Annotated in this window: 23 protein-coding genes; 3 read left to right on the top strand and 20 right to left on the bottom strand. The window is 48.0% G+C overall.

Going from position 1 to position 20,876, the window contains the following annotated elements; all coding sequences use genetic code 11:
- Positions 1-60 precede the first annotated feature (60 nt).
- From yajC to secF, 3 genes are read left to right on the top strand one after another with little or no spacing between them, the layout of a single operon-like run.
- Positions 61-390 carry a preprotein translocase subunit YajC gene (gene yajC, locus BEN74_RS13640; protein ID WP_068909325.1) on the top strand — a complete coding sequence of 110 codons (330 nt, stop codon included), beginning with the start codon at positions 61-63 and terminating at the stop codon, positions 388-390.
- A 54-nt stretch (positions 391-444) separates the two neighbouring features.
- Positions 445-2,343 carry a protein translocase subunit SecD gene (gene secD, locus BEN74_RS13635; protein WP_068909327.1) on the top strand — a complete coding sequence of 633 codons (1,899 nt, stop codon included), beginning with the start codon at positions 445-447 and terminating at the stop codon, positions 2,341-2,343.
- Positions 2,344-2,354: 11 nt separating this feature from the next.
- Positions 2,355-3,329: a protein translocase subunit SecF gene (secF, locus tag BEN74_RS13630; RefSeq protein ID WP_068909329.1), complete on the top strand. Its 975-nt coding sequence runs from the start codon at positions 2,355-2,357 to the stop codon at positions 3,327-3,329.
- Between the two features lie 72 nt (positions 3,330-3,401).
- Here secF and BEN74_RS13625 read toward each other — a convergent pair whose 3' ends face one another.
- From BEN74_RS13625 to BEN74_RS13530, 20 genes are all read right to left on the bottom strand, one after another.
- Complete coding sequence (locus BEN74_RS13625) at positions 3,402-4,058, bottom strand: 4'-phosphopantetheinyl transferase family protein (RefSeq protein WP_068909332.1); 657 nt, start codon at positions 4,056-4,058, stop codon at positions 3,402-3,404.
- Positions 4,059-4,090: 32 nt separating this feature from the next.
- Positions 4,091-4,525, bottom strand: coding sequence for an excinuclease (locus BEN74_RS13620; protein ID WP_068909335.1), 435 nt, complete (start codon positions 4,523-4,525; stop codon positions 4,091-4,093).
- A gap of 19 nt (positions 4,526-4,544) precedes the next feature.
- Positions 4,545-5,765 (bottom strand): beta-ketoacyl-ACP synthase, encoded by a 1,221-nt coding sequence (locus BEN74_RS13615; protein WP_068909337.1) that lies wholly within the window; start codon positions 5,763-5,765, stop codon positions 4,545-4,547.
- Entirely contained in the window at positions 5,765-6,490 is a 726-nt protein-coding gene (locus tag BEN74_RS13610) for a 3-ketoacyl-ACP reductase FabG2 (protein ID WP_068909339.1), read from the bottom strand. The genes BEN74_RS13615 and BEN74_RS13610 overlap by 1 nt, the downstream gene beginning before the upstream one ends.
- A complete protein-coding gene (locus tag BEN74_RS13605) occupies positions 6,487-6,924 on the bottom strand; it encodes a 3-hydroxylacyl-ACP dehydratase (protein ID WP_068909341.1) in 438 nt (145 codons plus the stop codon). Before BEN74_RS13605 ends, BEN74_RS13610 begins: the two co-directional genes overlap by 4 nt.
- The gene (locus tag BEN74_RS13600) at positions 6,921-8,117 is read right to left on the bottom strand and encodes a beta-ketoacyl-[acyl-carrier-protein] synthase family protein (RefSeq protein ID WP_068909904.1); all 1,197 of its coding nucleotides are present in this window, start codon (positions 8,115-8,117) and stop codon (positions 6,921-6,923) included. Before BEN74_RS13600 ends, BEN74_RS13605 begins: the two co-directional genes overlap by 4 nt.
- A complete protein-coding gene (locus tag BEN74_RS13595; protein ID WP_068909343.1) occupies positions 8,110-8,667 on the bottom strand; it encodes a DUF3261 domain-containing protein in 558 nt (185 codons plus the stop codon). Before BEN74_RS13595 ends, BEN74_RS13600 begins: the two co-directional genes overlap by 8 nt.
- Positions 8,657-9,958, bottom strand: coding sequence for an NAD(P)/FAD-dependent oxidoreductase (locus tag BEN74_RS13590; protein ID WP_068909345.1), 1,302 nt, complete (start codon positions 9,956-9,958; stop codon positions 8,657-8,659). The genes BEN74_RS13595 and BEN74_RS13590 overlap by 11 nt, the downstream gene beginning before the upstream one ends.
- Positions 9,959-9,976: 18 nt before the next feature.
- Positions 9,977-12,301, bottom strand: a complete 2,325-nt coding sequence (locus tag BEN74_RS13585; protein WP_068909347.1) for an MMPL family transporter — start codon at positions 12,299-12,301, stop codon at positions 9,977-9,979.
- Positions 12,276-12,917, bottom strand: a complete 642-nt coding sequence (locus BEN74_RS13580) for a LolA family protein (RefSeq protein ID WP_068909350.1) — start codon at positions 12,915-12,917, stop codon at positions 12,276-12,278. The genes BEN74_RS13585 and BEN74_RS13580 overlap by 26 nt, the downstream gene beginning before the upstream one ends.
- Positions 12,918-12,924: 7 nt before the next feature.
- Positions 12,925-13,344 carry an acyl-CoA thioesterase gene (locus tag BEN74_RS13575; protein WP_005012597.1) on the bottom strand — a complete coding sequence of 140 codons (420 nt, stop codon included), beginning with the start codon at positions 13,342-13,344 and terminating at the stop codon, positions 12,925-12,927.
- A 9-nt stretch (positions 13,345-13,353) separates the two neighbouring features.
- Complete coding sequence (locus BEN74_RS13570) at positions 13,354-14,886, bottom strand: HAL/PAL/TAL family ammonia-lyase (protein ID WP_068909351.1); 1,533 nt, start codon at positions 14,884-14,886, stop codon at positions 13,354-13,356.
- Positions 14,887-14,891: 5 nt separating this feature from the next.
- Complete coding sequence (locus tag BEN74_RS13565) at positions 14,892-15,806, bottom strand: acyltransferase (RefSeq protein ID WP_068909353.1); 915 nt, start codon at positions 15,804-15,806, stop codon at positions 14,892-14,894.
- Positions 15,807-15,823: 17 nt separating this feature from the next.
- Positions 15,824-16,558 (bottom strand): glycosyltransferase family 2 protein, encoded by a 735-nt coding sequence (locus BEN74_RS13560; protein ID WP_068909356.1) that lies wholly within the window; start codon positions 16,556-16,558, stop codon positions 15,824-15,826.
- Positions 16,559-16,571: 13 nt separating this feature from the next.
- Entirely contained in the window at positions 16,572-18,233 is a 1,662-nt protein-coding gene (locus tag BEN74_RS13555) for an AMP-binding protein (protein WP_068909358.1), read from the bottom strand.
- 78 nt (positions 18,234-18,311) lie between these two features.
- Positions 18,312-18,866, bottom strand: coding sequence for a septation protein IspZ (locus BEN74_RS13550; RefSeq protein ID WP_068909360.1), 555 nt, complete (start codon positions 18,864-18,866; stop codon positions 18,312-18,314).
- Positions 18,863-19,111 carry an acyl carrier protein gene (locus BEN74_RS13545; RefSeq protein ID WP_068909363.1) on the bottom strand — a complete coding sequence of 83 codons (249 nt, stop codon included), beginning with the start codon at positions 19,109-19,111 and terminating at the stop codon, positions 18,863-18,865. The genes BEN74_RS13550 and BEN74_RS13545 overlap by 4 nt, the downstream gene beginning before the upstream one ends.
- 9 nt (positions 19,112-19,120) lie before the next feature.
- On the bottom strand, positions 19,121-19,381 hold the full coding sequence (locus tag BEN74_RS13540; protein ID WP_068909365.1) for a phosphopantetheine-binding protein: 261 nt from the start codon (positions 19,379-19,381) through the stop codon (positions 19,121-19,123).
- Positions 19,365-20,177, bottom strand: a complete 813-nt coding sequence (locus BEN74_RS13535) for a lysophospholipid acyltransferase family protein (RefSeq protein ID WP_068909367.1) — start codon at positions 20,175-20,177, stop codon at positions 19,365-19,367. The genes BEN74_RS13540 and BEN74_RS13535 overlap by 17 nt, the downstream gene beginning before the upstream one ends.
- Entirely contained in the window at positions 20,171-20,791 is a 621-nt protein-coding gene (locus BEN74_RS13530; RefSeq protein WP_068909370.1) for a beta-ketoacyl synthase chain length factor, read from the bottom strand. Before BEN74_RS13530 ends, BEN74_RS13535 begins: the two co-directional genes overlap by 7 nt.
- Positions 20,792-20,876: the final 85 nt, after the last annotated feature.

The raw sequence follows: 20,876 nt of genomic DNA, 5'->3' as shown, positions 1-20,876 counted from the left end.
GAACAAGCCAATTTATTATCATGTTATTGATATACAGTTTTATTAGTTTAGGAAATTGAAATGAGCCTTTTTATTTCTACCGCTCACGCGGCGGGTGAAGCAGCACAGCAGCCAAGCCTTATGGCAAATATTTTGATGATTGCGGTTTTTGTCGCAATCTTCTACTTCCTGATCTGGCGCCCGCAAGCCAAGCGCGCAAAAGAGCACCGCGCGCTGGTTGAAAGCTTAGGCGTAGGCAGCGAAGTGGTTTTTGCCGGCGGCCTGATGGGCAAAATCACTAAAATCGACGGCGATTTTGCAGTGGTTGAATTAAGCCGCGGCGTAGAGGTGAAAGTCCAGCGCGCCAGCGTGATTTCAGTTCTTCCTGAAGGCACGCTAAACAACCTTTAATCAAAAAAACAGTCGCGCATCCGCGCGGCTTTTTTCATTTTAAGAAGAAAACGAATGCGTTACCCAGCATGGAAATATCTGCTGATCCTAGTGGTTTTAGTGGTCAGCACATTATATGCCCTGCCAAGTTTGTATCCAGATGAACCTGCCGTTCAGATTTCGGGTGCCAAAGCCGGTACTCAAATTGACCAGAGCATCGTGCAAAAAGCAGAGCAAATATTAAAAAGTGAAAAAATTGCGACACATGACAACAGCTTCACCAATAATGCTGCCTTATTGCGCGTAGATTCAAGCGAAGCACAGCTGAAAGCCAAAGATGCGCTGCGCCGCGGCTTAGGCGATGACTATGTTGTTGCGCTGAACCTTGCGCCGACTACGCCTGAATGGCTGCAGAAAATCGGCGCCAAGCCGATGAAGCTCGGCCTGGACCTGCGCGGCGGCGTGCACTTCCTGCTTGAAGTGGACATGGATAAAGCCATTGCGCAGCGCATGGAAACATCGGCTGCCGACCTGCGCCGCCAGCTGCGTGACAATAAACTGAAATTCAACAGCCTTTCGCTGAGCAGCAACACCATTACGGTGCAGTTCGCCAATAATGATGACCGTTCAGCAGCGATGGATTTCCTGCGCCGCAACGGCAATGAATTTACCCAGCAGGCAGTTGCGACCGACAGCGGCTCAACCCTGCGCCTGAATTATACCGATGTGCGCAAGCAGGAAATTGAATCCTATGCGGTGAACCAGAACTTAACCACGCTGCGCAACCGGATTAACGAGCTGGGCGTGGCTGAGGCACTGGTGCAGACTCAGGGCAGCAACCGCATTGTGGTTGAGCTTCCGGGCGTGCAGGATACTGCCGAAGCGAAGCGCGTGCTTGGCCGCACCGCCAACCTCGAATTCCGCTTAGTCTCTGACCTGAATGACCAGTACATTGACCCGTATACCGGCCAGGTGAAAGGCGCGCTGCCTCCGGGCACCGAAGCATTCGCCTATGAATCTTTGGACAGCGGGCGCCAGCTGCTGCTGAACCGCAGCCGCATCCTGACCGGCGAACGCGTGCAGAATGCATCTTCCGGCTTCAGCCAGGACACTGGCGGCGCCGAAGTGAACATTACGCTGGACACGGCCGGCGGCAAGCTGATGGCTGAAGCCACGCGCAATGCCGTAGGCAAGCGCATGGCGGTGCTGTTTATTGAGAACAAGCAGAAAATCAGCTATGTGGCTGACCCTGAAACCGGCAAGCAAACTGAAGTGCGCACGCCGTATACTGAATCTGTGGTCATTAACGCCGCAACCATTCAGGCGGTATTAGGCTCGCAGTTCCGCATTACCGGACTGGATTCGCCGCAGGAAGCCTCTGAACTGGCGCTGATGCTGCGCGCCGGCGCTTTGGCTGCGCCAATGTACTTCGTTGAAGAGCGCGTGATTGGCCCAAGCCTAGGCCAGGAAAATATCGATAAAGGCGTACTGTCTACGCAAATCGGCTTCCTGCTGGTGGCGATCTGGATGGTGGTGTTCTTCCGCCTGTTCGGCTTAATCGCCAACTTTGCCCTGGTGTTCAACCTGGCCATGATCTTAACCGTGATGTCCTGGATCGGTGCCTCGCTCACCCTGCCGGGGATTGCCGGCATCGTGATCACCATCGGCATGGCGGTCGACGCCAACGTGCTGATCTGCGAGCGGATACGGGAAGAGATGAAATGGGGCGCCTCGCCCAAACAGGCCATTGTGGCCGGCTATGACCGGGCTTACAACACCATTTTCGACTCGAACTTAACCACGTTCTTGGTGGCGTTCATTCTGTTTGCGATTGGCACCGGCCCGATTAAAGGCTTCGCGGTGACCCTGATGATCGGCATTATCTGCTCAATGTTTACTGCCATTACAGTAACCCGCGCGGTGGTCCAGCTGATTTACGGCAAAAAACGCAACCTGCATAAGTTGAGCATTTAAGGAGATCGAAGATGACTGAAAATACTCAGCTGAATCCGAAGCAGTACGGCCGTCCAGACGGCGAACGCGTCATTCCGTTTATGAAGATTGCGCTGCCGGCGGCGGTGATTTCACTCCTGCTCACGCTGGCCAGCCTTTTCTTCATTGCCACCAAAGGCCTGAACCTCGGTTTGGACTTTACCGGCGGCGTGGCAGCCGAGCTGAACTATGCGCAGCCGGTCAAAGCCTCTGAAGTGACGGCAGCCTTAACCAAGGCCGGCTTCCATGACCCGGTGGTGCAGACTTTAGGCTCGAACCGCGACCTGATGATCCGCATGCCGGTGCAGGAAGATGCCGAAGCGGCTGACTTAAGCAAGGCCATCACCGCCGCTGCGCAGCTTCCGGGCAACGCAGCCGAAGTGCATAAAGTAGATGTGGTCGGCGGCCAAGTCGGCAATGAACTGTATGTCCGCTCCGGCGGCGCTGTAGCGCTGGCCCTGCTGCTGATGCTGGTCTATGTCACCATCCGCTTTGAATTCAAGCTGGCTTTAGGCGCCGTGCTTTCGCTGTTTCACGATGTCATTGTCACTGTGGGCATTTTCGCCATGATGCAGTGGCCGTTTGACTTGACTGTGCTGGCGGCGATTCTGGCGCTTTTAGGCTTCTCGCTGAACGACAATATTGTAGTTTCTGACCGTATCCGTGAAAACTTCCGCAAAATCCGCGGCGCGGAGCCTATGGAAATCGTCAATATTGCCCTGACTGAAACCTTGCGCCGCACCGTGCATACGTCAATGACCTTGATGCTGGTGGTGCTGGCGATGATGTTCCTGGGCGGCGAAGGCCTGCACTGGTTCTCTGTCGCGATGTTTGTCGGGGTTTTTGTCGGCACTTACTCTTCAATTTATATCGGCACTGCATTTGCATTGTGGCGCGGCCTGAACCGCCAGGACTTCATTGTGCAGGTCAAGCCGGAGTTTGAAGAAGAAGATGAAATTCCGCGCTGATTCGATGCGCTGAACTGAATGAAAGAAACCCATCTACGGATGGGTTTTTTTAGCGCTGCAAAAAGGCAGTGGCTAACGCTGCAGCAGCTGAATATCCGGAAAAGCAAAACCCCTGCAGGACAGCTCAGAACGCCAGGCTACCGTCAGCATGACATGCGCCAGCTGAAAGTTCTGATAGGCGAAAACGCCCAGGCTTGGATGGCTGCAGACCCCGCCGTTCTGCTCCGGATGCGCTTGGGTATCCAGTTCATTCAGGCTCATCCGGATGCCCAAGCCTGCAGCTTTCAGCACCGCCTCTTTAGCCGTCCAGACTTTAAACCAGTACTCCGGCTGCTGGCCTGAAGCGTTCCAGGCATCCAGTTCCCGCGGGTGAAAGGCATGGCGCGCCAAGGCCTCAAAGCGAACTTTGCGCTCCAAGTCTTCCACATCTATGCCGATATCCTGCATGCCGGCGCTGAGCGCCAAGGCGTAGTTTTTCTGGCTGTGCGAATGGTTGAAGGCAATTTCAGGCCGGTGCTTTAAAAAAGGCTTGCCGTATGCGCTGAGCGCAATATCTGCATCGGCAACCGGCTGGCCGGAAAATGCGCTGAGATGCGCATTGCGCTGCGCGTAAATCTGCTGCTTTTTATAGCGGCTGTACTGGCGCAGGTCGGCAAAGCCGGCTTTGTCTAAAGGCGCAAGCTGAGACAAGGCATGCAGATAAATTTGAATCGCTCTGGGCTTAGTCATCGGCTCAACTCGGCTTATGCTGGATGCGGCGCTTAAAACTTGACAATATCGCCCTTTAAAGCCACGCCGGCTAACGCTGTACCTTTAGCGCATTGGTAAGTCGTTGTGCTGCGGGTTTCGTTGGACCTATAGAAGCTCACCAAATTGGTCACCGCATTGGCGCCCTTGGCTTTTGCGGTATTCTGGAACTGAATCAGTGCCGAACGCAGCACATGGTCGCAGGAGCTTTCAGCCGATTTGGCGAAGCCATTGGTTTTCTTGTTGGTGACCAGTCCTTTCTGAATCACTTTGCCGCCGGACTTGGTGCCCGCCAAATAGAATTTGACCGAACCATCCAATGCGCCGTCAGCAACCGCGCGGTCTACCGCATCCTTAAAATTAAAGTCATGCATTTTGTCCGCAGCGCTTGCAGACGCAATTCCACCCAAAGCCAGCACAGCGGCTGCGCAGATTTTTTTTAATGACATTGTTATGCCCTCTTCCCAATTAAACACGTTTAAAAATTAAGGAGGTATTGATACCGCCAAATGCAAAATTATTGCTCATGATGATTTGCGCTTCTGCTGAGCGCATCCCTCCAGCAATATAATCCAAGCCGCCGCAGGCGCTGTCAACCTGATCTAAGTTTAATGTCGGCACCAGCTGGCTGCGGTGCATCATTTCAATACTGAGCCAAGCTTCAATTGCGCCACACGCGCCTAAGGTATGGCCAAAATAGCTTTTTAATGAGCTGATCGGTTTTTTCCCCAAGATCCGCGCAGTCGCCTGCGACTCGGCGATATCGCCCTGATCGGTCGATGTGCCGTGCGCATTGACATAATCAATGCTCTCTGCTGCCAGCTGCGCATCCTTCAGCGCCAGCTGCATACAACGGCCCATCATTTCAGAATCAGGCCGGGTCACATGCTGACCATCGGTATTGCTGCCATAACCCACAATCTCGGCATAAATGGTCGCCCCACGCGCTTGCGCATGTTCATACTCTTCTAAAATCAAACAACCTGCACCTTCACCCACCACCAAACCATCTCGGCTTGCATCAAACGGACGTGGGGTTTTCTCTGGATGATCATTTTGCACACTGGTCGCCAATAGCACATCGAACACGGCTGAACCCGCTGCACTGAGCTCTTCCGCACCACCCGCAATCATCACAGTTTGCTTGCCATATTTGATCGCTTCATAAGCTTGGCCAATCGCCATAGAACCTGAAGTACAAGCACTCGAAGTTGGTAGGGTTAAACCCTTTAAACCAAAATACACCGTCATATTGACTGCACTGGTATGCGACATCATACGAATGTAGGTTGTGGCATTCAATTGGCTCATATTATGCTCAATCAACATGGCACCAAACTCACGCACGGCATCCACACTGCCCGCAGAGGAACCAAAGGCCACGCCTGCATCACCACTTTTTAAGATATCCGCATGCAGTAAACCTGCATCTTCCAATGCTTTTTCAGCACATACCGTAGACATTAAAGCAACACGCCCCATGCCACGGGTTACTTTACGGTTAAAATGCTTCGGTACAGTAAATGACTCCACCGGGCCAGCCAATTTACTGCGTAAATCAGGATAAATTTCCCAGTCAGGCATATAGCGAATACCGCTTTTGCCTTGTGCAAACTGCTCAAAAATTTGCTCTGCGGTTTCACCCAAAGAGGTAATCCCAGACATGCCTGTTACGACAACACGTTTCATTAGATCAAGCCTCCATTGACTGAAATCACTTGGCGAGTGATATAACTGGCATCATCACTACATAAAAACTTCACCGCTTTTGCGACTTCTTCCACCTGCCCCATGCGCTGCATCGGGATCATTTTCAAAGCATGTTCTTTCACTTCTTCCGTGACCATTTCGGTTTCAATCAAGCCCGGAGCCACACAGTTCACCGTAATTTTGCGTTTTGCCAATTCCAGTGCCAATGCTTTGGTCGCACCAATCAAGCCTGCCTTAGCAGCACTATAGTTCACCTGACCACGGTTGCCCATGATCCCAGACACTGAAGATAAGGTCACAATACGTCCGCCCTTTTTCAAGCGGATCATCGGCATCATCAGGGGTTTCAGCACATTATAAAAACCGTTCAGAGAAGTCGAGACCACATCATCCCAGTCTTCATCAGTCAGTGCGGGGAAAGCACCATCACGGGTTAATCCTGCATTCAACACAGCGCCGTAAAAAGCACCATGCTGTGCTATATCTTGCTCTAAAATAGCGGCAATATTTTCACGCTCATTCACATCGAACATCAGTACATGGCTGGCCTGTCCAAGTGCTTGAATTTCCTGAGCCACCGTTTCGGCCTCAGACTGTCTTGAACGAGCATGTACCGTGACATCAAAGCCCGCCTTTGCCAACTCCAAAGCGATCGCTTTACCTATTCCTCGACTCGAACCCGTGACTAAAATTCTTCTGTTCACACTAATTTTCCAATGATTTCATTCATATTTTCAGGCTCAAATACGCTCAACATAGCGCTGAACCGATGTTCTTGATATTCAATTTCACAATTAAACTGCCCCAAACCTTCGTGCAGATAACTTTGTTCGACCCGAATCTGCACGGTTGTACCCAAACTAAAATAGGCACAGGGTAACTGCATTTTACGCGTTCCCAATAAAAAGCCAATTTTCGGTGGCCAACCCTTGGTTTGCCCTTTATAGCCTGCATAGGCACTAATGGTCTGCGCCATCAGCTCAATACTGCTCCATGTGGGCAAGCCATTTGGCTCACAAAACATCAAATCAGCTGTGATATGAAGTTCTGCAATCGCAAATGTATCATTGGCTTCAATCAGATGACTTACAAAAACCATCGGTTTCGCATGTGGAATAAACTGTACTGCGTCCATCATGACAAAGCCGTCCCGAAAATTAAACTGATGTTGCTCCCCCCAAAAGCAAAAGAATTACTCATCGCATAGCGAATGGGTGTATTCAAATGCGGTGTAAGCACATAATTTTGCCCAGCCAAAGCATCGTCCAACTCACCTGCATGATGTAGCGGCAACCAGGATTGGTCCAATAAAACTTGTTGGCAAATAAAGGCTTCGATTGCACCCGCTGCCCCCAGACAATGCCCTGTTTTATGTTTGGTACTGCTCAAAGCCACAGCTGCATCTGAGAAAACAGTCTGTACCGCTTGAATTTCCATCGCATCATTTTGGGGTGTGGATGTACCATGCAAATTTAAATATCCAATATTGCTTGCTTGCAGCTGTGCCATATCTAAAGCTTTTTGCATCGCCTCCGCAGCCCCTCGTCCTTCTGGATGCGGTGCTGAAATGTGCCACGCATCCATTGACTCGCCGCTCGACAGTAACATCACAGGGGCAAGCGCTTTAGAAAGTAAAAACAGTCCTGCGGCTTCACCAATATTGATACCGTCACGGTTGGCACCACAGGGCTGACAAATTCCGCTCGATAAGCTTTCTAAACTATCAAAACCATTTAAGGTCAGCTTGCATAAGGTATCAATGCCTCCAACCAACACAGCATCGGCCAGATCGGCATTCAGCAGACGTTGCCCCGCCGCCAGCGCTTTGGCTGCCGAGGAGCAGGCAGTAGAAATGGTATAGGCGGGCCCTTCCCAGCCCAAATACTGTTGTAAGGCTTTCGCTAAACTGCCCATTTCTTGTTTTTGGTGCTGTACAGACTTTGACGCTGGCTGTTGAAACTGCGCTTTCAATACAGGCTCATTATCCGCGATGCCTGAGGTTGACGTGCCGATAATCACAGCAAGACGTTGTTTAGCAAACTGCGCAGTATAAGCATGAATTTCAGTTTCAATATGTGCCAGAGCCGTCAAGGCAAAGCGTAGATTCCGTGAATCTGCACCGCTCAAGCTTTCAGGCACTGCTTGAACCAAGGCTTGATCAGATGCACCGACCCAAACCGAACGCCCCGCGATCAAATCCTCTCGTTGCGACAAAGTATTTTCAGTATTGGTTAAGGCATGCTGAAGCTCAGTGGCATTTTGCCCCAAAGCCGACAGCGCCACACTGAACTGAATCCCCACGGCTGAAACATGCTGTAGATTTTTAGTCATGATGGTCACCTTGATCATCTTCTAAAGTATTGCTCACCGTGCTGATCACCATTTGATAAGGCACTTGCAAATTATCCAGTTCAATTGTTCCTTCATTTTGCTGAATTTTCAACACGGGTTGCTGCTGTATATAAATGGTATCGTCTTTCTGCACGACCGCATTTTGAGCAGTATGTAAGGCAGCAAAATTTGGATAAGTGGCATACAGAATATCACGCACTACATAATCAAAAGGTAACCGTTTCATTGGATCAATCCGCTGTTCAACTTCGACCTTTTGACCATCAAAACTGAGCTTAAACAACTGCTGTCCTGTGAGGCTGAGCGCCAGCATATCAAGCGACTGCCCCCGTTGTTGCTGATACAGTAAAAAGCTGAAACTCTGGGTTTTCCACTGTACTTCGATTTGATCTTGACGTTGATAATTTTGCGCAGCCCACTGCGGGGTCGCGAGTCCCTGCGCCTTGGGGATCCAGCTTTGGCAGGCACTACAGAGCAAAGCACTGGCTAAAATCCAACTGACAGTTTTCAAACGCAGCTCAAGTTTCATCGGTCAGTGACTCTTTTTGCGGTTGTTCTTCCCGGCAATATTCGGCCAAAGTGCTCAAGCGTTGCTTGGCATTACGATGAATCGGGTTGCTTGCATCCCACGCATAACCTGCCAGTAAGGAAGCAATCATACGGCGGATTTTTTCATCCTGATGAGTGGAGAACACCACATCCTGAAATTCACCTGAATACCATGACTCGACATAGGCACGGAATACCTGAATGCCTTTACGCAGCGGCTTTTCATATTGCTCCATCCAATCTACTGCCTGACCTTGCAGCACTTGCTCGACCAATGGCACGGCTAGACTGGATGATTTCAAGGCAATGGTTACCCCTGAAGAAAAGACAGGATCGAGGAACTCGCCCGCATTGCCCAGCAGTGCATAATTGTTGGAGGCCAAATGTTTCACATCGGCAGAGTAGCCCACCAAAGTCCGCACAGGAGTATCATGTTTGGCATGGCGCAATACATGCGACAAGCTAACATCATCGGCCAAAATACGTTTTTGCAAGGCTTCTAAGTCATAGTCTGCACTGCCGTCATAACCATATTTTTCAAAGAAATCTTGCTCCGCCACGATGCCAAATGAAGAGCGCCCATCGGCAAAGGGAATCAGCCAATACCACGCACGATGATCTTTTTCATGTACGGTAATTAAAATTTTCTCACGGTCAAACTCAGGGTCATTCAATAGACCGTCTTCAATATGGGTAAAGACTGCACGGCGCACAGGAAAGTCCGATGGACTTTCTAAGTCAAGAAACTTCGGCAAAATACGGCCAAAACCGCTGGCATCTAAGAGGAACTTGCCTTGAATTTGATAGCTGTCACCTTGCGCATCTTTGACCGTCAAAATCGGCTGTGTGGATGCCACATCGACGGCCAAAACTTCATGGCCAAAACGGATGTCCGCGCCCATTTTTCCGGCTTGCTGTGCCAAAAGCTGATCAAAGTTGGCACGCCGGACCTGCCATGTAGTGCCTGGGCCTTCACTAAACTTTTGAGTAAAATCATAAAAACTGCGCTGTGTGCCTCTTAAAAAAGCCGCGCCATTTTTAAACTGAAAGGCATATTCGTCGGCATGGGCACGCACCGTTTCCAATAAACCGGCTTCTTCTAAAAACACCATACACTGCGGCAATAAAGACTCGCCGATGGAAAAACGCGGAAAATATTGCTTTTCGATGACCGTGACTTGATGGCCTTTTTGGCGCAGCAAAGCCGCAGCCGAACTGCCTGATGGTCCTGCCCCAATAATTAAAACATCTGTCTGTTGCATGGTGCTCATTGCACTGTACCCTTTGACTCAGCTCTTTGGCTGATATTGTTGAACCACCACATGTTTTGCATCGGAGGATGTAAAAAGTGTGGCATAAATAAATGAAAAAATAACGCCCAGCAACACTGTTAAGCCAAAACTGTGAATGGCATAGGTATGACTAAAGGACAGCAAACCAAAACTAAAGAACGTCGACATCATGCACAGGAATAAAGCCATGCCCACCACCTGCGGGTGATCATGTCCGTGGCGGTAGAAAATTGCATAATCCACCCCAATTCCAATGATCAGGAAGGTACCCATAATGCTGAATAAATTAATCTCGACACCCAGCCATGCTTGAATCGCAAACGTGGTCATTAAGGCCATGCTGACAGGCAACACCAAAGGCAGAATTGATTTTTTGCCATATAGTGCCCCTAAGCCAATGGCTAAAATCACCAAAGCGCTGAGCAATAGCCACTGTGCCTGCTCACGGTGCTGTTTAAACAATTCAGACAGTTGATGAACGGGACGTAACAGTTGCACATCAGCATTCTCAAGCTGCTGTACGGCATTCACATCATGTACATTTTGCAGCATCACCAAACGCTGCGTCGGACTCATCTGCAAAAAATACAGAGGATGATCTTTAAAGACGGCTTCGGTCAGCAACGGCTGGTCTTTTAAATGCGCTTGCCAGTTTAAAACATCGGCTGCGTTGAGCTGTAACGCTTGCGCATATTCCACCAAAGCGGGCTGGGGAATCGCCTGCAACATTGCAATATTGTGTTTTTGCTGCTCAAGCGATGGAATCCATTGCCCTAAAGCTTGTACAGCATCCAACTTGCCAGCCTGCTGCAAGGGCGCAAGCTCTGCCAGCAGTTGCTGTTCGCGCTGTTCTAATTCTGCTGGGGTTCGACCTTGTACCACAAAATATTCACTGCTTTGCTGTTGCATAAAACGCGAACGAATATATTGATCTTCCTGCTTTAAAGTGGCATCCATACTTTGTAAATTGCGGATGTCATCATTACTTTTCAGGAAGACAAGGCTGCTACCCATTACCAATATAATCAGTGAAATCATGCCATAACGTAGCGTGTTGTGGCGCTGCACATAACTACGTGCTTTGCCAATAAAGCCCAAAGCACGTATCGCAGGTTCCGCATTCAGCGCAGGCAAGCGTGGCAGCAATAAAATACTGGTCACCCATGCGGCGCTCAGTCCAACCATGGAAAAGACCGCAATCTGCTTAAAACCCGGAAATGGGGTAAAACTCAGCACCACATAAGCCAACAGTGTGGTCATCAAACCCACAAATAGGCTTGGCAATAATGGTTTTAAAACTGCAAATCCATCCATCTGTCGATGCTGAGACTGCATGGCCATAAAGTAAAATGAAAAATCGACACAGACCCCTATCAGACTGGCGCCAAAGACCAGTGTCATCAGGTGAATTTCGCCGAAAACCCAATATGTCACTGCAAAGGCCACCAGACTGCCGGTACCGACTGCAACCATTTCCGTCAGCATCGGGCGTATCGAACGGAAGCCAAACCAGACCAGCAGTAATATTCCAATGGTCGAACCCACGCCAATAGTCGAGATTTCCTCTTTGGCAGAATTGGTGCCGAACTGTGCAAACAGCAGTGTTCCTGTCCAGTGCGGTTTAACCTGCAACTGGCTAAGCTGCTGATTGATATTTTGAATAAAAGCAGCAGTCTGCTCTTGGTAGGCAATGTTATAAGGGCTGTTGTTGAGCTGAAGCACCATCAGGCGCGAGATGCCCTGTTCATCACGAATGGTCGCAAAGCCCTGCTCTAAATTGATATCGGCATTGCTTTGTAAGGCGCTTAAACCCACTGCATAGCGCGGAAACAGCAATAAAGGATCTTGTTTCAGCATTTCAGCCGTGATTGGCAGGCCTGGACTCATCAGTTGTAATAAGCCCTGCTCCATTAACGCTGCAGTATCCTGCCCTTGCACAATCTGTTGATCTGTCTTGGATAATAACCCCGCCTTGTGTAGATACAGTGCTTGGGCAAATTGATCAGGATCAAGCTGTGGACGAACAGGTAAAAACAGCTGACTGTGGTCGGCTTGGGTTTTGAGTGCCTGCGTTGCCTGTTCGAGTTGCAGATCTGTTTTGGCATCCAGCACCACAAAGACTTTGTCATTTAACTGCTGACTGACATATTGCTGTGCTTGTTCCAGATAAGCATCTTGATGTGCCTCAGGCAGCAAAGCAAAAATATTGGTCTCAATCTTAATGCCTTTATTCAGCCAAGCCACGCCCAGTGCCAAAGTAATGACACACAGCACCAACAGCCACAGGGCGCTAAATTTATTTTGCCAATTGGAAAAGCGCATTTTCCGCAGCCGTTAAAGTTTGAGGTTGAGCCGTTTGCTGGCTAAAACGAATGATGGTGCGATTATTGGCTTGTTCCAAAATGGTAATACGATCCACATAACGCTGACCTTGCGCATCAACTTGGACAAAAAGCTTTTTAAACAGACTGCTTTTCGGCGTTAAGCTGACATTCCACTGCGTCGGACTGTAATTGGCAGACACCACATTAAAGTTTTTAGCGAGTGCCGCTTCATTGCCCGACATCAACTGTAAAAACATCGTCGCTACAGAGCCATAAGGAGTCTTATCGACTTCAATTTGACTGCTAGTACGCTGCGTTTTTTGTACCAGCTTACGCGGTGTCACCACCAAATCGGCTTTGACTGGACTTTGAATCTGCCACAGCACCCCTTGGTTTTTGCTGAACAGCACCGTGCCTTTGGACACATAGGTTTTATTCAGAGCGGCCAGTTTTTTCTGCTGCTCAAATTGGGTACGCACCACAGGCGTTGCACCGAGCTGAGCAAACACCTGTTTCAATTCAGTATTTTGTGCATTCACTGCGGGAGCAAGCACAGTCATCATACTGGCTGTACACGCAACCAAAATCGGCTTAAAAAATTTGTATCGAATCATGCTTGCATTACTCCGCTTTAAATTCAGGCCATGCATTTAAACAGTCCAGCAACACCTGTGGTGACTGGAAGCACATTTCACGTTTTTCAATATGTACCGCCACTTGCGAGGTATAACCCTTGGTCAGCTTTCTGCCTGAAACCGCATCGAAAATCAGATATTCGATTTTTAAGCGATTTTCCCATTCTTTCAAAACGGCGCGCACACGAATTTTTTGCTCAAACTCAATGCCTTGTACATAACGCACATGACTTTCAATCACCGGCCATGCATAGCCCGAGTCACGCATTTGGTTATAGTTATAGTGAAATTGATCCAGCAATTTGCAGCGCGCAATTTCAAAATATTTTAAATAATGCCCGTGCCACACCACATTCATGGTGTCGACATCATGAAAAGGCACTTCAATGATTACATCAGCATGCATGCTCATTTCCTATGAATATTGAACAGCAATGCTGTCTAACAGTTCTAAATCCTCAAAGCGATGAACCAATGCCTGAAGCTCTTGCTGCAAAGGACGATCTTCCGCTACATAGGTGAAGCTCTGAAGCACCCAGTGTTGAAATGCTGTTAAAACAGGGCTGAGTTCTGTATCTACCCCTTTGAGTTTGACCGCCTGAACCGCTGCACAGCTGAGTGCCGCAATCACTTGTTCAGTCAGGGTAATCACTCGACTGGCATCACGCGCAGCAATGGTACCCATACTGACTTTGTCTTGATTATGACATTCGGTTGAGCGTGAGAAAATCGACGCAGCGAGGGTTTGTTTCAAGGCTTCTGCTGTCCATGCCGAAACCCCAATTTGCACCGCTTTAAAGCCATGATTCAACGGCAAACGCTCAGGGCTTGAACCGGTTAAATTGCGCGGCAAACCATTGTTCATTTTATAGTCGACCAACTGTGCCAACTGACGATCCATCAAGTCGGCAATATTCGCGATCATAATTTTCAGGCTGTCCATGGCTTGGGCAATATGTCCGCCATAGAAATGTCCACCATGCAGTACCCGCAAATTGACAGGATCAATCAATGGGTTGTCATTACTTGAATTCAGCTCATTTTCAATAAACTGACGCAACCAGACTTTAGAATCTTCAAACACCCCAATCACATGCGGTGCACAGCGCAGTGAATAACGGTCTTGCAGGCGCGAACTTTGGTGCTCGGTCTGCACTTCACTGTTTAACCAGTCACGTAACTGAGCTGCAATATGTTGCTGTCCCGGATGTGGTTTCTGCGCAAACAAGACTTCATCAAAATGGCTTGGATTCCCTTCTAAAGCCAAGACATTCAGGGCAGTAATCAAAGTACTGGCAAAAGAAATCTGTTCGGCTTTTTTATAATTCAGGCAGGCAATCGCGGTCATAACCGCTGTACCATTCATCAGGGCCAAGCCTTCTTTAGGACGCATCACCAAAGGCTCCAAACCTTTTTCGGCATACACTTGTGCAATCGGCACAATCTGGTCTTGATAGTACACATCACGCTCACCGACCAAGGCCCCAGCGATATAAGACAAAGGCGTCAAGTCCCCACTGGCACCCACCGAACCTTCTGAGGGAATTACAGGAATGACATCTTCATTCAGCATCCAAACCAAACGCTGTAACAAGGCATGTGAAACACCCGAATAACCGCGTGCTAAAGAACATAAACGCACCACCACTACAGCACGTGCGGTCATTAAGTCTAAGTTTTGTCCCATGCCACAGCCATGAAAACGCGACAAATGTAGTGGCAACTCATGCACTTGATGGGCTGGAATTTCGACCAAGCACGAATCGCCATAGCCCGTGGTCACGCCATAAATGACGCCTTCGTCTTGCAACAGCTGATCGAGGAAATCTGCGCCACGTTGAATCAATGCTGTCCATTCAGCAGAAGCAGGCAATGCCACCTGTTTTTCTTTACGCGCTACAGCCACAACATCTTCAATACTGAGCGGAGTTTCCCCAACAATTAACACAAGACTTATCCTTTATTCCAAAAATTATAAAAATTAAACCATTGATAGGGTGCGCGTATGCAATGCTGTTCCAACAGCTCCACATACTGTCGTGTGGTCTGTTGCATGGCCTGTAAACGCTCTTTACGTGGCCAGTTTAACTGCTCCGCGACTTGATGGATATGCACTTCAAAATGTGTATCGACTCGATAGCAAAACACAGCTAGCACAGGAGCTTTCAACAAACTGGCCAAAATCCATGCGCCCTGTGGCCACAGCGCCTGCTCACCTAAAAACGCAACCGATTGTACCCGATCTGACTGCACAGGTACGCGGTCTGCTGCCACAATCACCCATTCACCTTGATCCAACTTATCCTGTAAAATCAGTGCTGTTTCGATTCCTAGCTCATCCACCGAAACCAAATTAACATCGGCATGTTCATTCAGCTTTTTTAAAAATGCATTGAATTTGGTAGCATGTTTTTGATAGACCAACACATTAATTCTCTGCGGATGCTCTGCTTTGACGGCGCGCAACAATTCAATATTGCCAAAGTGCGACACCACAATCACCGCACCTTTTTGATAGTGCGAGCGAAAGTGCGCATGACCATGTAGCTTTAAGTTCTGTTCAGGAATATGCCCAAGCCAACCTTCAATTTTATCTAAAATACATTCGCCAAATTGCATCAAATGCGTATAGCTATGCCAAAGCTGCGGCTCAGCCTGAAACGGTGACTGTGCACCTGCAAAATGATGCAGTTTTTTTAAGTACAACAGAGAAGCCTGACGCGCGGTATTGGAAAAGAGCCAGTACCATAAAATCACAAAGTACAAGATGACCCGACACAGCCAGCGCCCACCTAAACGGTAGAAACCCAGCATCAGCATCAGCGGTAACATCCCGCCCCGCTCTTTCACGGCGCTCCATTTCTGCATATGCTTCTCTGACCGCCTTAACCTTTGACTTTCTTATAAATCAGTTTGGGGAACCTCAGCAGCATGCCACCCAATAAGCGACTATGCGCGCGCGCCATGCCCAGATTGTCCCGCCACACATCGAAATGTGAAATGCCACCTTCAGGGTAAACGACATGCGTGGGCAAATTGATAAACGGCACATTATCCCATTTCAAACGCACCAAAATTTCCGAGTCAAAGCCCATCCGCGGTTGAAATTTGGCTGTATTTAGAATGTTTACTGTCTGCGCCAAAGGATAAACACGAAAGCCACACATACTGTCTTTAATCTCAAAAGACAGGCTGTTAATCCACACCCAAATATGGGTTGCATAACGGCCATAGAGACGTTTTTTTGGAACAGTCGTATCAAAGATCGGCTGACCAATAATCATGGCTTCAGGATGCTGGATAGAAGTGTCTAAAAAGCGTTGCACATCCTGCCAATCATGTTGTCCATCGGCATCCAATTGCAAGGCATGGCTATAGCCACATTGAAAGGCATGCTTGAGACCCGTGATCACCGCCTGCCCCTTCCCCTGATTGTAGGTATGTTCAACCAAATCGACCCTTGGGTAGTCGTGCGCAAGCTGATGTAACACTGCTGTACAATCGGCATCACTGCCATCATTCACCATAATGATGGGTAACTCAAAAGCGCTTAAATGTGACAGTAACGCCGCCAAATAATGCGGATGGTTATACACAGGAATCACAAAGCAGTGTTTCATTTTGTCTCTCGGCTTAAACGTCTACAGTGACAGCAAACAGCAAACGTCCTGATGCCAATATTTTGTCATGATTTTTCAACTCAAAACTGACCTTATGCGCTTTACGGCTGAGCACCAGTTCCACCGTTTGATAGGGTTGGATCAGTCCTTGAAATTTTAACTGTTCAAAACCATTGCACCACAGTAAATCTGCCCAGTTTTGTTTAGCAAAATGTTGAATAAATCCAATTTGCCCTACACCCGGATAAATCGGGAAGTTTGGGAAATGCCCTTTAAAGCATTCCAGCTCAGGCACAAACTCCAAAGCATAAGTGATCTGCATATCCTGAGACTGCTGCGTCAATACCACAGGCAAGGTCATCGGTTGAAAGAGCGATTTTAAATACTGTTTATTCAGCTTCGATTGGGCATTTTGTGGCATTTGCGTTAAAAACCGCCACTGCCGCGGAATCGCGATACTTTCCAGTTTCTGTTGTAATTGTTTTTTCAGTTGTGCGGTAAAGGCAGCTTTACCCTTTTCAATGAGCAGCTCCCTTGCATCATCCGTCAACACTGCCACCACCGCCAACATCTGACGCTGTTCTTTTTCATGAATTAAAACATGGCACTGCTGTATTTCTGCCAACTCAGCGATTTTTGCTTCAATCGCATCGAGACTTAACCGCTTTTCTTCAAGTTTGACAATGCGGTCCAAACGCCCCAATAACTGGAATGGACTTTTGGGATTCTGTACATCTGCAACCTGCACTTTATCTCCAGTCAAAATCCAATCCGTGCTAAAGGCATGATTGGTTTTAACGGCTAACTCTTGTTGCTCGGCGCAGTTAATTTCGACATTGGCAAAGGGTGTCCATAGTGCATCATCCGCCTGACGGTGAGCGATCCCACCTGTTTCAGAACTGCCAAACACTTCAGTAATCGGGCGATTCAGCAAAGGACGCACGCCTGCATCCAACTTTCCACCAGAGGAATAGACCCGATGGCAGTCTTGCAACACCACATCTGTGGTCCAGCGCTTCAACAATGCAGGACTTGAAATCAGATAATTGGGCAGTTGCAAATGGGCAATTTTCTTTTGAAGATCGACCACCTCTTCAGGGAAAGCCTGTTGTTTTTGATAGAAACTGCGTCCACTGGCTAAGGGCCACAACAGCTTGAACAACAAGCCATAAATATGCTGATGACTCACCGTGGCAATCGCCACCGCCTGTTCAGGCAAATCAAAACTGGCTTCCAAGCCACAGACTTCATTGAACAACTGTTGCAAGCTGCGTGGAATCTTTTTCGGTTGCCCAGTTGAGCCCGAAGTATAAAAATACAGCTGTGCCTGATTGAGAAAGGCAGCATCAAATTGAAGCTCAAAGGTTGACGCGGCTGTCGACGGCAAACGTTGTAAAAAATAAATCTGCTGTTCAGCCAGTTCTTTTTCTAAGTCGCTGACCCGATGCGGCGGCAACAGCACTTGCTTACCTGCTTGCAAGGCTGCAAACAACAATACCAAAAACTCATAACTGTCTTCTTGCCAAAGCGCCCATACTGGCTGTTCCAACTGCTGAATTTGCATAGCCTGCACAGCTACATCCAACCAAAAAGTGTGAAAGGACACAAAACTTGAGTCCGCCTGAATACACAAGGGACGTGATGAATGGAGATGGTGTTGAAAATGACAAGACATAAAATTTGTTTTTAAAAACCGTATTTCTAATCGCTATAGTTCGAGGCCACTATTTCAGTTGCCCTGACGGAAATGCTGTTATTTCTGTGCCTGATGCAGTCGTTGCTGACGTTTACGCAAGACAAACTCACCCAGTAACAGTCCACCCATCAAGATATAAGAGATCAAACCGTTATACAGCACCCAAATCTTCATCGGTGCAAAGAAAACAGTGATCAGGGCAATGACCGCATTGATGCAAAAAAAACCACACCAAACTTTGGTCACTTGACGGGTCCATTCTACTCCTTCTTCGGGCAGATTAGGCTCTGCCAAACGTGCAAAACGTTCAATCATTGAAGGCGGTCGAATCAAAGTGCTGGTAAAAATAAACAGCGCCCCAAGACTCATAAAGACAGGATAGAGTTTCAGCCACGCATGATCTTTTAAAATCAAACTCAACCCGCCACATAAAATGGCAAAACCGGTCAAGGGCCATAGCAGGGCATTGCCCTTACTCAAGAGACGTAAAATACCCAGTGCAATCAATACGGCACTGACCCAGACATACTGTCCATGCGCTAAAGAATAAGCCACAAAAAAAGGATAGAGGATCAATCCAACCCCTGCTATCCCTTTTAAAATGTTGTTCATGCAGCCGACATATTCTGAATCACGAGCACCACATCTTCTACGGTACGCACGTTTTTAAAGTCTTCAGGATTGACTTGTTTGCCTGTCAGTTCTTTAATTTTCACGACCAAATCAATGGCATCAATACTATCAACATCGAGGTCTGAAGCTAAGTTTGATTCTAACTGCACATCTTCAGGCGCAATTTCAAACAGCTCTTCCATCCACTCACGTAATTTTTCTAACACGGTTTCTTGTGCAAGCATAGCAACCTCTTATGCTGTTTTCTGTGCTTCAACCAAAGCCACTAAGCTTTGAATTGATTTAAAATGTTCTTTTGTTTCTGCAGACTCTGCATTCAAATGAATGCCATAGCGCTTTTTCAATGCCAAACCCAGTTCTAAAGCATCAATCGAGTCCAAACCCAGACCATCACCAAATAAAGGTGCATCTGTATCAATGTCTTCAATATGGATGTCTTCAAGGGCAAGGACATCAATAATCATTTGCTTTAATTCATCAGCAAGATTGCTCATTTACGGATAACTCTTGGTTAAAAAACCACTGTAATTGTTGATTTAATTGACGCACATTTTTGGGATTGACCGTTACGTCATCCAATACGTCTTCCACTCGGATCGCATCCAGCACTTTCACATGGATATGAAAAGGCTGTTCTGGAATGTGATACCACTTTTCATTTTTGGTCAGGGTCGATGGCGCACAGCTAATCAGCACAGGGCGAATCGGCACACCTGCACGTAGAGCAATATTGGCCGCACCACGCTGAAAATCATTCAGTTGCTCACCTTTTGCCGTTCTTGTCCCTTCAGGGAAGATTAACAAGGACGCCGCATGATCCTGTTGTAATTTGTATACGCAGTCCTGAATAAATTGTTCAGAACCTGCATTTAAAATATAGCCTGCACTTTGCACAGGGCCTTTGGTAAATGGGTTCGACCACAACGCCTGCTTGACCACACAGTTTGCTTGTTCCATTAAACCAATTAAAACCACCACGTCAATCAGTGTCGGATGGTTGGCAATCACCAGCTCCTGCTGGCTGTGCTGCAGTTTGTCTAAGCCTTCAACCGTATAGGTCATGATGCCCAGTTTCACCATCATCTCAGTAAAACCTTTAAAACTATGCTTAATGACTTTTTGAGTGCGCTGCTTTCGAACTTCTGGATCTGCTGAACTCAGCTTAACCATTGGTGCAATCAAACCGCCAATCGCCACGCCGCCTAAGCCAAAGCTGGCAAAACTAAACCCTGTCGCTCCAACGCGCCAGACATAGTTGGCTTTTTGCTTGATTCGATTTAATTTCAGCATTTCGTCCACGCTTCTGATTCAGTTTGCTCAGGATTAGTCCAAAACGTGTTAAATGCTAAAGCCTGCTGATAGGCTGGCGTTGAATCTGTATGCTTTGGCGTCAACATCAAATTGGCAGGCGCTAATGAAATCATCGCTGCCACCGCAAAAGCAGCAAAGGGTTGATGCTCGATATAAATGTCTGGCAAGGCTTCATCATAATACACCAGCAAAACCTGACGGGCTTCTGGCATTGCTTTTAACCATGCATAGGCTTCAATCAACCCATCATTCCACGAACCTGCCAAGCTGGTCGCAGGTGTCGGATCCTGACATAAAATGGAATATAAACCTGAAATTGCATTATGCACTGAGGTTGAAAATTGCGTCGGTGAAGGGGTTTGATCCTTGAGGACATCTTCAAGGATTTTCAGTGTTTTAGCTTCATCGCCGTACTGCGACACCCAGACAATATAGTCCGCAGGCATTCCGGACAGCGCCTGCATTGCGCTGCTGAAGGCCAGTTTTGCAATAGGCGATAAGCGGCGGCGCTGCAGGGCGGGAATTTGCGCCAATGCAGGAAAAACTTCATCTGCCCGGCTTACGCAAAGCCGGGACACATTCATTTGTATCATGCGCCGATATACCCTGACCCTTTCAAATTCGTCTTCAAAATAGTGGCGCGGATTATAGCATTTGCGCTCAAAAACTTACAAAAAA

This window comes from Acinetobacter sp. WCHAc010034 (assembly GCF_001696615.3).
Lineage (GTDB): Bacteria > Pseudomonadota > Gammaproteobacteria > Pseudomonadales > Moraxellaceae > Acinetobacter.
The sequence above is the reverse complement of the archived record's forward strand: the minus strand, read 5'-3'. Positions and strand labels throughout refer to the sequence as shown.